This window comes from Collinsella aerofaciens ATCC 25986, assembly GCF_964259375.1.
GTDB classification, from domain to species: Bacteria; Actinomycetota; Coriobacteriia; order Coriobacteriales; family Coriobacteriaceae; genus Collinsella; species Collinsella aerofaciens_BO.
The window spans coordinates 21,137-34,977 of the sequence record NZ_CAXVJM010000009.1; the positions used below are offsets into that span (position 1 = coordinate 21,137).

At 58.5% G+C, this 13,841-nt stretch carries 12 protein-coding genes; 10 read left to right on the top strand and 2 right to left on the bottom strand.

The features are described from left to right. The first annotated feature begins 24 nt into the window (after positions 1-24). The 8 genes from ACEXKH_RS05385 (at position 25) to ACEXKH_RS05420 (ending at position 7,866) form a co-directional block, all read left to right on the top strand. Positions 25-1,467 (top strand): glycoside hydrolase family 32 protein, encoded by a 1,443-nt coding sequence (locus tag ACEXKH_RS05385; RefSeq protein ID WP_373573365.1) that lies wholly within the window; start codon positions 25-27, stop codon positions 1,465-1,467. 276 nt (positions 1,468-1,743) lie between these two features. Then, positions 1,744-2,598 (top strand): DegV family protein, encoded by an 855-nt coding sequence (locus tag ACEXKH_RS05390; protein ID WP_229107990.1) that lies wholly within the window; start codon positions 1,744-1,746, stop codon positions 2,596-2,598. A 186-nt stretch (positions 2,599-2,784) separates the two neighbouring features. Next, positions 2,785-3,603: a pyruvate formate-lyase-activating protein gene (gene pflA / locus ACEXKH_RS05395; RefSeq protein WP_373573366.1), complete on the top strand. Its 819-nt coding sequence runs from the start codon at positions 2,785-2,787 to the stop codon at positions 3,601-3,603. Between the two features lie 255 nt (positions 3,604-3,858). After that, entirely contained in the window at positions 3,859-4,977 is a 1,119-nt protein-coding gene (locus ACEXKH_RS05400; RefSeq protein WP_373573367.1) for a serine hydrolase, read from the top strand. Positions 4,978-5,055: 78 nt separating this feature from the next. Continuing rightward, positions 5,056-5,796, top strand: coding sequence for a 5'-methylthioadenosine/S-adenosylhomocysteine nucleosidase (mtnN, locus tag ACEXKH_RS05405; RefSeq protein WP_373573368.1), 741 nt, complete (start codon positions 5,056-5,058; stop codon positions 5,794-5,796). Positions 5,797-5,834: 38 nt separating this feature from the next. Next, entirely contained in the window at positions 5,835-6,425 is a 591-nt protein-coding gene (gene yihA, locus ACEXKH_RS05410; RefSeq protein WP_195362208.1) for a ribosome biogenesis GTP-binding protein YihA/YsxC, read from the top strand. A 93-nt stretch (positions 6,426-6,518) separates the two neighbouring features. Further along, positions 6,519-7,202 (top strand): DUF3990 domain-containing protein, encoded by a 684-nt coding sequence (locus tag ACEXKH_RS05415; protein ID WP_373573369.1) that lies wholly within the window; start codon positions 6,519-6,521, stop codon positions 7,200-7,202. Continuing rightward, complete coding sequence (locus ACEXKH_RS05420) at positions 7,168-7,866, top strand: helix-turn-helix transcriptional regulator (RefSeq protein WP_373573370.1); 699 nt, start codon at positions 7,168-7,170, stop codon at positions 7,864-7,866. The genes ACEXKH_RS05415 and ACEXKH_RS05420 overlap by 35 nt, the downstream gene beginning before the upstream one ends. 282 nt (positions 7,867-8,148) lie before the next feature. On the opposite strand, the gene thrB is transcribed toward ACEXKH_RS05420, so the two are convergent. Both thrB and thrC read right to left on the bottom strand, forming a co-directional pair. Further along, complete coding sequence (gene thrB, locus ACEXKH_RS05425) at positions 8,149-9,030, bottom strand: homoserine kinase (protein WP_006234874.1); 882 nt, start codon at positions 9,028-9,030, stop codon at positions 8,149-8,151. Between the two features lie 203 nt (positions 9,031-9,233). Then, on the bottom strand, positions 9,234-10,751 hold the full coding sequence (gene thrC, locus ACEXKH_RS05430) for a threonine synthase (RefSeq protein ID WP_373573371.1): 1,518 nt from the start codon (positions 10,749-10,751) through the stop codon (positions 9,234-9,236). A gap of 103 nt (positions 10,752-10,854) precedes the next feature. On the opposite strand from thrC, the gene ACEXKH_RS05435 reads away from it, so the two are divergent. Continuing rightward, the gene (locus tag ACEXKH_RS05435; RefSeq protein ID WP_117743714.1) at positions 10,855-12,243 is read left to right on the top strand and encodes an aspartate kinase; all 1,389 of its coding nucleotides are present in this window, start codon (positions 10,855-10,857) and stop codon (positions 12,241-12,243) included. A gap of 174 nt (positions 12,244-12,417) precedes the next feature. Continuing rightward, entirely contained in the window at positions 12,418-13,443 is a 1,026-nt protein-coding gene (locus ACEXKH_RS05440; protein WP_117766544.1) for an aspartate-semialdehyde dehydrogenase, read from the top strand. Positions 13,444-13,841 lie beyond the last annotated feature (398 nt).

Here is a 13,841-nt window from a genome sequence, read left to right on the forward strand (position 1 = left end):
CTATAGACGAGAAAGTCAATGGCGATGTTTAATCAAAAAAATAAGGTGACACGCGCGGACTATGATCAGTGGCGTGCCGGACAGGATGAGACGGCTGGTCGCATCGCGTCCGACCCCGATAGGCTCCTGTTCCATGTGGAGCCTGAGCTTGGCTGGCTCAACGACCCCAACGGTTTGGTTCAGATTGGTGATACGTATCACATCTATCATCAATACGATCCGTTCGATGCTGCGCATGGCGGTCCAGTGCTTTGGAACCATCTGACGACAAAGGATTTTGTGACGTACGAGAATCACGGCCCTGTGCTGTTCCCCGATTCCGATTTGGATTCGAACGGAGCGTATTCTGGTTCTGCCTTTGTACGCGATGGCAAGATTCACTACTTCTATACCGGCAACGTCAAGCATTTTGACCGCGATGATTACGACTACGTGTTGACGGGCCGTGAGCAAAACCAGATTCATATGGTTGCCGAGAATCCCGACGAATTGGGCGAGAAGTGCATAGCTGTTGGACCGGTCGATTACCCCGACGATATCGGTACGCACGTGCGCGACCCCAAGATCCTTGAGCACGATGGTATCTACTACATGGTTCTGGGCGCTCGTACGAAAGACGACCGTGGCTGCGTGCTTGTCTATACCTCGCGCAATCTTGAGGACTGGAGCTATGCGACGCGCATTGAGTTGGGCGAGAAGTTTGGCTTTATGTGGGAGTGCCCCGATCTGTTTGAGCTCGATGGCGAGCTTATTCTCGTTTGCTGTCCGCAGGGTGTGCCTGCCGATGGTTGGCGTTACCGCAATCCGCATCAGTGCGTGTGGTTCCCCATCGAGGCCGATTGGGAGGCGCCGAGCTTTAAAATCGTCGGGCAGGGCATGCCCCCGATGGTCGATGCCGGTTTTGATTTCTATGCTCCGCAGTCCTTTGAGGATGCTGCAGGCCGGCGTTTGATGATCGGATGGTCGGGTTGCCCCGATGCGACGGCAGAAAACCCGACGGTGGCGCGCGGGTGGCAGTGCGCGTTGACGGTGCCGCGAGAGCTGAGCATGCGCGATGGTAAGCTCTGCCAGCAGCCGGCGCACGAGATTGAGAGGATGCGCGGCGACTGCGTTCGCGCGACAGGCGGTGAAACCGTTGAGGAGCCGGGACGCCTGTTTGATCTTGTGGTTTCCTGTGAGGGCGCCAAGATGGTCGAGCTCGAAATCCGCAAGGGTGTCTTTGTACGTTATGCGGACGGGATGCTTACCCTCGACATGGGTGACGAAGGCTATGGGCGCGACCAAAGGTCGATCGAGCTCAGCGAGCTTCGCGACCTGCGCGTGCTTTCGGACACTACGATGGTCGAGATTTTTGCCAACAGCGGCGAGGCGGCACTTACGAGCCGTACCTATTCGCCGGCGGTTTCGGCGATGGGGTTGCATGCCGAGGGTGCGGCGTCGATGGGTTTCTACCGCCTCGCGCATTAACCGTGCGTGGAGCACGATTGGACTTGCCGGGTGGAATGTGTCGCAGTTGCCGCAGCGAACTACCGTTTATCGTGTATAGCTACCGTTTGCGGAGTAAGTAACACTCATTTATAAACCGTGTAAAATCTCAGTTAAGCACGGAGTTTTCCAGGGAGACGCTGTCCTTTGCTATGTGCAAGGGACGGCGTCTCTTTGGCGCTTGGACGCTGTTGTGCAGCAGTGCGGCGGCGCGTGTCATGTATTGAAAAGCCAATGTCGAGATGGGTCGTGATAATAATGGGCAAGTACGTAATCGTGGTTGAGTCTGGGTCGGATGTGACGCCGGAGCTCTGCGAGCGCTACGGCATCGTGCGCGTGCCCATGCATGTCACGATTGGTGACGAGACCGTCGAGGACGGCTCCATCGATCCGCTCGAGATTTACTCGCGCTGCAACGAGTTTGGCGTGATGCCCAAGACCAGTGGCTGTGCGCCTGCGGATTTTGCTCACGTGTACGACCGCATTCACGCTGAGCAGCCTGACGCGACCATTTTGCATCTTGCGTATTCCGAGGCCACGACCTGTTCGCATCAGTCCTCTAAGATTGCAGCAGAGGGGCGCGACTACGTGTTCTCCATGGACACGCGCTTTGTCTCGGTGGGCCAGTCGCTCGTTGTCGTCGAAACCGCTAAGTATATCGAAGCCCATCCAGATGCTACCGTCGACGAGATCTTTGCTTTTACGAATTCCGTCATGGACCGTGTGCTGCTGGGCTTTGTTCCTACCGACCTAGCCTTCCTTAAGGCGGGCGGTCGTCTGTCCAACGTGGCATTCCTTGGCGCCCACCTGCTCAAGATAAAGCCCTGCATTGAGGTAACGGGCGGTAAGTTTGTGGCGACCAAGAAGTTCCGCGGCTCTATGCTCAAATGCGCCCGCGCCTTTATTGACCACATGGTTGAGAAGGGCGAGATTGACTACTCGCACATTGGCCTGGCGTATTCGGTAGGCCTTTCCCAGGAGCTGCGCGACGACATGGAAGTCTATGCGCACGACCTGGGCTTTAAGGACGTTACCTGGACTCAGGTCGGTGGCGTCATCTCGAGCCATTGCGGCCCGACCGCCTTCGGTGCGGTGCTCACGCTCAAGGCGTAAGGTCTGGCGTCTATCGATTTCTATTGCCTCGGCGGCGGGCGGGTTGCGACAACCTACCCGCCGCTCTTGCGTGGGGTCAAATAGAACAACCCAATTGACCGCTAAACCGTTTCGCCATCATGCATATGGGCTAGAATGACTCTGGCATTTATGTAGCTAAAACCAATGAGAGGCAAGGTAGCGGGAATGGCTGAGATGACGCTCGAGGGTGTGGACGCTCGTCCTGAGGACTCTGCGTTTGTCCTGGGCCGCGTGCATTCGATTGAGACGATGGGAACGGTCGATGGACCCGGCATCCGCTTTGTGGTGTTTGTTCAGGGCTGCCCCATGCGCTGTGCGTATTGCCACAACCCCGATACCTGGTCGGTTAACGGCGGCACCATGGTGACCGTCGAGCACCTGATGGACGAGTTCCAGAGCAACCATGAGTTTTACCGCAGCGGTGGTATTACGGTATCCGGCGGCGAGCCGCTCCTGCAGCCTGAGTTTTTGGCCGACCTGTTCCGCGCCATGCACAACAACCCCGATGGTCGCGTGCACACCTGCTTGGATAGCTGCGGCTATGCGTTCGACCCCTCGCATCCCGAGAAGTTCGATGCCGTGCTCAACGAGACCGATATGGTGCTGCTCGACATTAAACACGCCGATCCCGTCGAGCATAAAAAGCTGACCGGTTGCGATCCCGCACGCATCCTGGCGTTTGGTGATGAGCTTGCGCGCCGCAAGATTAAGGTCGTTATCCGCCACGTGGTGGTGCCGGGCATTACCGATACGGTTGAGGAGTGCGAGAAGCTCGGTCGTCTGATCGCTCCATGGCACAACGTGGTGGGCCTGGAAATGCTGCCGTATCACACGATGGGCGTTGTCAAGTATGAGCAGCTGGGCATTCCCTATAAGCTCGAGGGCGTGCCCCAGATGGATACCGCGCGCATGCCCGAGCTGCGCAACGCCGTCATGACGGGCATGAAAAAGCGCCGCGACGAACTCAAAAACGCCATCGGCTAGCGAGCCATTTTCAGGCACTCATTGGGGACAGACTTAAATGAGTGCCCCTGGGCACCAAGTTGATTGCCAAAGAGCCCCGTCCTTAAAAGACTGCTCTCTGGGTTGCGGTGAGATGCGCAACAGAATCGTGCCATTTGGATAAATACGCTTGTGGTTTCTTTAAAGACACCTTAAACGCCGCTGAATATCTTTGGAAAGAAATGCCTGCTCGGTATCATACTGCTCGTATATAAACGGTGGCAGTCAGGAGACCACGTGCGAAACATCGCATCGCGGGACGAGTATGTGCCGCAGCATGGCAGCAGATATAAGACGAAGGGCACGTCTTCGCGTGGCCTTGCCGGCGCTCGCATCCGCGTGAGGAAGATTGCCGCCATTGGGATGCTAACGTCGGCGGTTATTATCCTCGGAATTACCGTTAAAACCTACGCCTCGGAGCGAACGGTGCGCCCAGATGCGTCAACGGTACAGCTGCAAAACGAGAAGGTTTCAAAGTCCAAAGCGTCGGCAGATCAAGCTCTGTCGATGGCAGATCTCAAGACGAGACTTTCGAAGGCGGACTTCAACGATATCCCTTCGGGTGATACCGTTCGGACCTTCTCGTTGGTGGATAACAAGACTCCTGCCTTGGAGGATGAGAGCCTTGCCTCGCTCCAGGATGCCCTGTGTCGGGCGCAGGAGCTGGGCGACGTGGGTGTAGTGTTCTACGACCTATCGAGCGGTAGGGGCGTGACGTATAACGCCGATGTCGAGGTGTATGGAGCGAGCAGCTACAAAGCGCTGTATGCGCTCTATATTTGCGAGACGTTGGTCGAATCGGGGCGGGTGTCGCTCGATGGGCCTTTAGCCACGTATGGTGGTTGCAGCATGGGCTGGCAGACGGTGCGCGACCTTATCGAGAATGCCGTCGCCAACTCAGACAACGATTCGTTTATCGCGTTACGCGCGGCGTTTGACCATGATGGCTATGAGGATTGGATTGCCAATCTGGGTGTTGATGACGAAACGGCACTGGATCCGATGAGTGATTTTCCGACCTACTGCCCGCGCACTTCTGCGAGGTTATGGCGTGAGATGAGCGAGTATCTGAGCATGGATACCGAGACTTCACAGTGGTTGTCGGGCCTTCTGACATCAACATCGCGCTCGTTTATTCGCGATGGCATTGCGGACGAGCAGGTTTTGGTGCGCAACAAGGCAGGCTGGATTAGCGAGGACGGTTACTATTCGACATGCGATGCAGGCCTCATCGACATCGATGGCCGTACCTATGTCATGAGCGTCATGACATCGATGCCATGGAGTGACCGTTCGAGCGAGGTTACGGCCGCGATTGCAAAGGCTCTGTTTGATACGCGAGCTGCACTGGCTTAGCGTGTTCGTTTGGCGAGGTCAAACAAAATGCTGGTACCATACCTTGGTTGAGAATTTCGTATAGGTTTGGGGAATGGTATGGCTACCATCGCGATTATCGGTGCGCTCGAAAAAGAGATCATGCAGATTAAGGAAGAGCTGAGCGACGTTTGCGAGGCACGGGAGGCGGGCTTGACCGTTGTGAGCGGTGAGCTCGACGGCCTGACAGTTGTCGCCACAACGGCGGGCATGGGCACGGTGAACGCCGCCGCTGCAACACAGCACCTCATTAGCAAGTATGCTCCGCAGGCTGTTGTGTTTTCGGGCATTGCGGGCGGTTTGAACCCCAAGCTCCATATCGACGACGTGGTCATTGGCAAACGCCTACGCTATCTGGATACCGATACCGCGCTTATCGCCGAGTCCGCACCGGGGCTCGAGGAGTTTGGCTCGACGCCCGCGCTGGTCGATATTGCCGCCGAAGTGCTTGCTGAGCGTGGGTTTGTTGACGCTTCGACAAATGCAGTCGCTTCGAATGAGGGCACCAAGCAGTTCCTGGTCGGCACGATTGCCACGGGTAACCGCTTTGTGACGGGCGCCACCATGCGCAACGACGCTATCGAGGCGACGCATGCCGATTGTGTCGGCATGGAGGGCGCGGCAATTGCCCATGTCGCAACCAAAAATGGTGTCGATTGCCTGGTGTTGCGCGCTATCAGCGATAATTGTGACGAGGCGTACGATGCAATTTGCGAGCGCGAGTTCGATCTGTTCGAGTACGCGCGTGTCGCAAGTGACATCACGCTCGATATCGTCCACCGCATTGCCGCTGCGCAATAGCGCGTCTATTTGTAAGAACCTGCGACCAAGGAGTGTCCATGGCCGATTCCATTAACTATCAGCTTGCCAAGTTCGTCGCCAGCTACGGCAAGGTTTCGCAGATCCCCGAGTCCACCTGCCCCGAGGTGAGCTTTGTCGGCCGCTCCAACGTGGGCAAGTCGTCCATCATGAACAAGCTCTTTGGCCGCAAGAACCTGGTGAAGGTTTCGAGTACGCCGGGCAAGACGAGCAACATCAACTTCTTTGAGGCCGATGACGTGCATTTCGTGGACCTGCCGGGTTACGGTTTCGCCCGTCGTTCCAAGGCCGAGCGCGACCGCTGGGCCGAGCTCATCGGCGACTTCTTCGACTCCGAGCGCAGCTTTAACCTGGTTGTGTCGCTGGTGGACATTCGCCACGACCCCAGTAAACTCGACCATGACATGATCGACTACCTGCAGGGCAACGAGTTCAACTTTATCGTCTGCCTCACCAAGGCCGACAAACTCAGCCGCACCCAGCAGGCCCGCCAAGCAGCAGCCATCAAAAAGCAGCTCAACGTCCCGGCCGAGAATGTAATCATCACGAGCTCCCAGACCGGCGTGGGTATCGACGAACTAAAAAAGCGCATCGCCGAGGCCTGCCTCTAGTCAGGGTTAAACCGTCAAAAGCCCCCGTTCATATCACCCCAGTGATAGTTATTGGTAAACTATCACTGGGGTGATATTTTTTAGGAGGTCGATATGGAGCTTTGGCACGGGTCGGAGGTTGTTGTCGGGCATCCATCGTTGGATAAATGCAGGCAATTCAATGACTATGGGCGCGGGTTTTATTGCACACCGCATGAGGAAATGGCAATGGAGTGGGCATGTCGGACCGAGTCTGATGGCATTGCCAATCGATATGAGCTTGATTTAGATGGCCTTGCGATTTTGGATTTGGAATCAGGTGAGTTCTCGATTCTCAACTGGCTTGCAATTCTGGCGAATAACAGAGAGTTCAATGTTTCAACGCCAGTAGCACGCGAGGGGCTTCGTTATCTGCTGGATAACTGCCTGATTGATATTTCTCCCTATGACGTTATTCGAGGCTATCGTGCAGACGATTCCTATTTCTCGTTTGCAAGACAGTTTGTCAACGGCATGATCTCGCTCAGGCAATTGCAGCGCATTATGTTTTTGGGGGATTTGGGCATTCAATATGCGCTTATGAGTGAGCGTGCGTTCTCGGCGATTAAGTTCCGCGATTGGAAGCAGGCTTCGGGAGCTGAGTTTTATCCCAAACGATTTGAGCGAGAACAGAACGCTCGACGAAAGTACCTGGATACGGTAAACGGATTTGACTCTGATGGTGTCGACATTAGGGATTTGATGGCAGGGAGGGTTGATTTAAATGATCCAAGAGTTAACGGATCGTGGGCCGAGTAGGACATATCCCGTCTATTACCTTGAGGACGCAATGAACAACCTCGGGGATTGCTTCGACTATGCCGTTAACGATTACGGAGCAGAAGGATCGGAAGTTGCTGAACTCTTTTGCCTGAGCGGCGTAGCTCGCGAGTTCGAACGCGGCAACGCATGGGTAGTGTCGGGAAAGTCGGGCGTTGAACTATTTGCGCTCATCTCCGAAAGATCTGGTTACCAAACAGGGTCGATGCCAGATCGGACCTACCGATTTGAGAAGACACCAGAATATTGGACGGGCTGGATACTGGCATATTTGCAGTGGCGCCTAGGGGGATCGTTCGAAGATCTGCTTCATGTTGTTCCATTTGATGCGCTGCGAAACCTGTACTACCCCTGGCATGAGGCCTCGGAGGAGCGCGTGGCGCGCCTTGTCTGTGATATGGCGAAGAAGGCGCCGCGTCAGACTAAACTGGCGCTAGCAAGAAAGAGGATTAAAAAAACCCAACAAGACCTGGCATACGAATCGGGTGTATCGCTCCGTTCAATCCAAATGTACGAACAGCGCCAGCGAAACATCAACGAAGCCTCGGTAACGACAGTGAGGGATTTTGCAAAAGTCCTACACTGCAACATCGAAGACCTCCTAGAACCAGTCTTCGAATACAAAGAAACAAGCGCAGCGTAAACCAAGCGCACAGGCGAAGCCTGTCACTAGTAAGTGCCCCTACCTAGCAAGAGCCCCTACCAATAAAAAGCAACTATCAGCCCGGCGCTTTTACAAAGCGCAGGTCCCTGTAGCCGCCGTCAGCGAAGCTAACGTAGGGGAGGCCAGGGGCTTTGCCCCCAAATCTTTCCGCAGGACGGCAGGACCCCCGCCGCACGAAGTGCGCAGCGGGGGTCCTGCCATGTCCGAGGACGATTTGGGGGCAAAGCCCCTGGCCTCCCCGGCGAGTATACGGGACGGCGACTACAGGTATTCGATCTGGGCGCCTTCCGTGTCGCACGTCAGAATATGCGTATCGCACTTGGGGAACTGCTCGCGCAGCTTGACCTGCAGGAACTTTGCCACGATGGTGTCGTCGGTCACAGCCATGAGGGTCGAGCCCGAGCCGCTAATCCAGATGGTCTTAGCGCCGCCGTTAAGGCAGGTGTCGCGCACGGCGTTGTAGTCGGGAATCAGACGGCGACGATAGGGCTCCTGAATACGGTCGTCATTGGCGGCGGCAATCAGGTCCAGATCGCCGGTCTCGAGACCGCGCGTCATGCCGGCGATGCGGCCCATCTGCCATACGGCGGTGGAAAGCGGAATCTCCTGCGGCACGACCTTGCGCGCCTCACTCGTGTGTACCTCGTAGGGCGGAATCACGGTAATAAAACGCAGGCGATCGCTCACCTCGTAGCGCAGGCACTGGGGGAGCGAATCGGTCGGCGTAAAGGAGCAGACGGCGCCGCCCAGGATAGCGGGGGCGACGTTATCGGGATGACCCTCGACCTCGGTGGCAATGCGGACGAGTTCGGCGCGGTCGACGGTGTGGCCCGTCAGCGCGGCGGCGGCCATGATGCCGGCGACGACGCAAGTGGAGCTGGAGCCCAGGCCGCGAGCGACGGGCACGTCGGTTTGAATGTCGATGGCAACGGGAAAAGCCGGCTCGCCCCATGCGGCCAGTGCATCGACAAAGCTCACATAGACCAGGTTGTTCTCGTTTTGGAACTCCTCGGGGCATCCGGTGATGGTGAGCTTATCGGCGCGCTCAAAGGTAAAGTGCGAGTAGAGGCTGACGGCCATGCCGAGGGTGTCGTAGCCAATGCCCAAGTTGGCGCTCGTTGCTGGGACGGTGATCTTGATCATGTGGGTCCTCCTGGCGTGCCTGGCTGTTTAGTTCGCTGCTCGGACAGTCCTGCGCAAGACGGAAAGCACATTAAGTGCTTTCCTTTGCGTGCGGAACTCGCGACGAACTAAACAGCCAGGCACGCTGTGCGCGTTCGTCATCATCCCGGGGGTTATCTGATGAAAGAAGGTGCGCCGGCTTTCGCCGGCGCTTAATGAGGGATCTAGTTGGTGCTCATTCGTTTTGCTGCAGACTCGACGTAGCTTGCCATCTCATCGACGTCACAGACGTCTTCGAAGCGGACGGGTTTGGATTCGAGTTCGGCGAGCTGGGTCGGGGCGACCGTGTTGGTGGCCTGCTCGAGCACGCGCATGGCTTCAAAGTCGTCCTCGGGAACGTCGAGCCCCAGGGCGTCGCAGCAGGCGCGCGGGAACTTGTAGGGGCTGGCGGTCGAAAGCAGGACGCGGGCCTTGGCGCCCTCGGCGGGGGCGACCTGCTCAAAGACGTGATAGCCGCAGGCGGTGTGCGGGTCGATCACGTAGCCGTTCGCGTCCCAGCAGCTCTTGATGGCAGTGCGTACCTCGTCCTCGCTGGCCCAACCGCAGCCAAAGACGCTCTGAATCTTTGCCAGCAGGTCGGCGGGAACTTCGTAGCGACCAGTCCGCGCCAGCTGCTCCATAAGGCCGGCAACGAGCTCACAGTCGCCATCGGACAGGAAGTAGAGCATGCGCTCCAGGTTAGAGCTGATGAGGATGTCCATCGAAGGCGAGATGGTCGTGAAGAACGGGCGGTTGCGGTCGTAGACGCCGGTGCTCAGGAAGTCAGCCAGCACGTTGTTCTTGTCGCTCGCGACGATGAGCTTGGCGACGGGCAGACCCATGCGCTTGGCATAGTAACCGGCCAGGATATCGCCAAAGTTGCCGGTCGGTACGCAGAACTCCACGGCGTCGCCGGCCTCGATGGCGCCGGCGCGCAACAGCTGCGCATAGGCGGCAAAGTAGTAGACGACCTGCGGTACCAGACGGCCGACGTTGATGGAGTTGGCGCTCGAAAGCACCGTGCCTGCGGCCTCCAGACGCTCGGCAAGCTCCTTATCGGCAAAGATGCGCTTGACGGCGCTCTGGGCGTCGTCAAAGTTGCCGCGGATGCCGCAGACGGCGACGTTATCGCCCTCCTGAGTGGACATCTGCAGATTCTGTACGCGGCTGACTTTGCCCTCGGGATAAAAGACGGTGATGCCCGTGCCCGGGGCGTCGGCAAAGCCGGCAAGTGCTGCCTTGCCCGTGTCGCCCGACGTGGCGGTGACGATCATGATGCGCTCGGCGCCGCCGTCCTTGGCAGAGGTGCGGGCCATCAGGCGGGGGAGCATCTGCAGGGCGACGTCCTTAAAGGCGCTTGTGGGGCCGCCAAAGAGTTCCATCACATAGGTCTGAGGGGCATCGGCGCCCGGTGCGGCGTCGAGTTTGACGAGCGGCGTGACCTCTTCGCTCGCAAACGTGCTGCGGTAAGCCTCGTCGACACACGCCGAAATTTCTTCGGCCGTGTAATCATTCAGTAACATTCCCAACACATCTTGAGCGATTTCAAAGTACGATTTATCTGCAAGCGAGCTGATATCGAGTTGCTGGGTGCCCAGCTCGTCCGAGACAAACAAACCCCCGTCGGGAGCGATGCCGGTACGGATTGCCACCTTACTTGAGCACGATAAAGTGCGTCCTCGTGTACTATGATAAGTTCCCATATAACACTGCTCCTCGGATGCCTTGGTCCCAATCGGTGAAACCATGGTATCAGAGCGCGCAAAACAGGTTTGCAGAGGCTTTTAGAAAGGTAACCTCAAGCCCATGATTAAGATTGCCAAGTTTGGCGGCTCGTCGGTCGCCGACGCCGAACACTTTAAGAAGATCAAGGCCATTGTCGATGCCGACCCGGCCCGCCGTTTTGTGGTGGTTTCTGCCTGCGGTCGCCGCTTTAAGGGCGATACCAAGGTGACCGACCTGCTCTACTTGGTTAACGCACACGTTAAGTACCACGTGTCGTGCGAGGAGCTGCTCGAGGACATTGGGCAGCGCTATTTTGATATCGCTGACGAGCTGGAGCTCACCTATCCCATCCGCGAGGAGTTCGCGGCCTTTGCCGAGCGTGCCCGCTCGGGTGGCTACTCCACCGAGGAGCTCGTGAGCCGTGGCGAGTACTTCACCGCTCGCCTGATGGCCGAGTACCTGGGCCTGCCGTTCCTGGACGCCGCGACGGTCGTTGCGTTCCATCACGACGGTACGCTCAGCATGAACCGCACCTCCGAGCTGGTGCAGGAGTACGGTCAGCAGGGTGGCTTTGTCATGCCCGGTTTCTACGGCGCGACGCGTGAGGGCCAGATCAAGCTGCTCGACCGTGGTGGCGGCGATATTTCCGGCTCGATTCTGGCTAAGTGCCTGGGCGCCGACCTTTACGAGAACTGGACCGACGTCTCGGGCTTCTACTCTGCCGACCCGCGCATCGTACCCGAGGCTCAGCCCATTGCGCGCGTTACCTACGAGGAGCTGCGCGAGCTTTCGTACATGGGTGCAAGCGTCCTGCACGAGGAGGCCGTGTTCCCCGTGCGCGAGGCCGGTATTCCGCTAGTCATCAAGAACACCAACGCGCCGCAGGACCCCGGCACCATCATTAGCGAGACGGCCGACGAGGGCGAGGCGGAGCCCATCATTACCGGCGTGACCGGCAAGCGCGGCTTTGTCGCCATCAACGTGGCCCGCGACCGCACCAAGCCCCGTGTCGGCTTTATGCGCCGCGCGCTTTCGGTCTTCGAGCGCTATGACGTCTCCGTCGAGCACATGCCCACCGGTGTCGACCGCTTTGGCGCCGTGGTGCAGGAGCAGGACGTGCACGATTCGCTGTACTCGCTCGTGGGCGACATTCAGCAGGAGGTCGAGCCGCTCGAGATCGAGGTTGTCGAGGGCCTGGCGCTTATCGCGACCGTTGGCCGCAACCTGCGCGGTCGTGCCGGCATCTCTGGCCACCTGTTTGGCATGCTTGGCCAGGCCGGCGTGAGCGTGCGCATGATTTCGCAGAGCTGCGACGAGATCAACATCATCATCGGTGTCGAGGAGAAGGACTTTGACCTGGCGATTCAGACCATTTACCGTGCCTTCTCCGACGAAAATGGCATTGTGAAGGTCTCCGATCTGGAGGCTCCCGCGCCGGTCGATCCCGCCCTGGCCGCGCTCCACAAGTAGCTGCTATCTCGCTAGATTTTTGGGGCATGTCTCAAAAATCTACGGCGGGGCGTTTCGTTTCGGTTTCGTTTCGACGGGGCGGGTTTCGTGCCTGCCCCGTTCTTGTATACACTGGCAACAATAATCGGCCTGCTCGGCGTGCGGGCAAAAGCCACAACCTTTAAAGGGGGAAGCATGAAACAGTACACGGTTGCTATTTTGGGCGCGACGGGAGCTGTGGGCACCCAGATGCTTGAGTGCCTCAACGAGCAGGAGTTTCCGGTCGGTAAGCTAAAGCTGCTGGCGAGTGCGCGTTCCGCGGGCAAGACCGTTGAGTTCCGCGGTGAGCAGATCGTGATCGAAGAGGCTTGCCCCGAGGCCTTTGAGGGCTGTGATATTGTGCTCGGAGCCGCCGGCGACGATATCGCGAAGGAGCTACTGCCCGAGGCCGTCAAGCGCGGCGCCGTCGTGGTCGACAACAGCCATGCCTTCCGCATGGATCCCGAGGTGCCGCTGGTCGTGCCCGAGATCAATGCCGACGATATCAAGTGGCATCACGGCCTTATTGCCAATCCCAACTGCGCGACTATCATCGGCCTGGTTCCCACGTGGCCGCTGCATCAGCTCGCTGGCGTGAAGCGCATGATCGTCTCGACGTATCAGGCGGCTTCGGGTGCCGGCGCTCCCGGTATGGCCGAGCTCGAGGCTCAGCTGGCCGCCCTGGGCCGCGGCGAGGAGATTCCCGAGCCGCGCGCGTTTGCCGCCCAGCTGGCGAGCAACCTGATTCCGCAGATCGGCGGCGTCAAGGAGGAAGGCTTTACCTCCGAGGAGATGAAGCTGCAGAACGAGGGCCGCAAGATTATGCACCTGCCCGAACTGCGCGTGAACTGCACCTGCGTGCGCGTGCCCGTGCTGCGTTCGCACTCCGAGAGCATTACGCTCGAGTTTGAGCGTGACATCACGGTCGAGGAGGCTCGTGCTGCGCTGGCTGCCGCTCCCGGCGTCAAGCTGGTTGACGATATGGCTGCCGAGGATGCACACGACCGCTTCCCCATGCCGATGGATACGTCCGACCAGGACCTGATCTGGGTCGGTCGCGTGCGCCGCGATATCTCGAACCCCGAGGCTGCGCGCGGCATCACCTTCTGGTGCTGCGGCGACCAAATCCGTAAGGGCGCGGCAACCAACGCCGTCCAGATCGCTAAGCTGCTCTGCGAGTAGCCGTGGACCTGTCCGGCGGGGGCCGGGTTTAGTTTTCAGAACGTCCTCGACCATGTGTGGCGCCTTGTCCTGCTCCTTCGGAGCCGCGGACAAGGCGCCACACTGGTCTGCGGAGTGTTCTGAAAACTAAGCCCGGCCCCCGCCTGTGGTGACGCTGCTGCGAGTGGCCTGCGATGGGGTCGTTGTTGGTTGGGGCCGCTGGGCTGATGTGGGGGCGCGTGGCTGTTGCGGGCCCTGGTTCCGGCGGCGGCCCCGGCGCTTTGCGCCTGCCGCCTTGGGGGGCTGTGGGGCGCGGCCGGCAGCTGCGGCGCGTTGCGCCTGCTGCCTTGGGTGACTTTGGGGTCGATTGGGGTTGTCTGCACAATTCGCGGTATCATGGTGCGGAGTTTTGAAAGGAG

Bases quoted from the DNA above. Each gene is read 5' to 3' on its own strand.
- thrC (WP_373573371.1), bottom strand. From the start codon at position 10,751: ATGGGAACTTATCATAGTACACGAGGACGCACTTTATCGTGCTCAAGT.
- mtnN (WP_373573368.1), top strand. From the start codon at position 5,056: ATGGCTACCATCGCGATTATCGGTGCGCTCGAAAAAGAGATCATGCAG.
- thrB (WP_006234874.1), bottom strand. From the start codon at position 9,030: ATGATCAAGATCACCGTCCCAGCAACGAGCGCCAACTTGGGCATTGGC.
- ACEXKH_RS05435 (WP_117743714.1), top strand. From the start codon at position 10,855: ATGATTAAGATTGCCAAGTTTGGCGGCTCGTCGGTCGCCGACGCCGAA.
- ACEXKH_RS05440 (WP_117766544.1), top strand. From the start codon at position 12,418: ATGAAACAGTACACGGTTGCTATTTTGGGCGCGACGGGAGCTGTGGGC.
- yihA (WP_195362208.1), top strand. From the start codon at position 5,835: ATGGCCGATTCCATTAACTATCAGCTTGCCAAGTTCGTCGCCAGCTAC.
- ACEXKH_RS05415 (WP_373573369.1), top strand. From the start codon at position 6,519: ATGGAGCTTTGGCACGGGTCGGAGGTTGTTGTCGGGCATCCATCGTTG.
- pflA (WP_373573366.1), top strand. From the start codon at position 2,785: ATGGCTGAGATGACGCTCGAGGGTGTGGACGCTCGTCCTGAGGACTCT.
- ACEXKH_RS05390 (WP_229107990.1), top strand. From the start codon at position 1,744: ATGGGCAAGTACGTAATCGTGGTTGAGTCTGGGTCGGATGTGACGCCG.
- ACEXKH_RS05385 (WP_373573365.1), top strand. From the start codon at position 25: ATGTTTAATCAAAAAAATAAGGTGACACGCGCGGACTATGATCAGTGG.
- ACEXKH_RS05420 (WP_373573370.1), top strand. From the start codon at position 7,168: ATGATCCAAGAGTTAACGGATCGTGGGCCGAGTAGGACATATCCCGTC.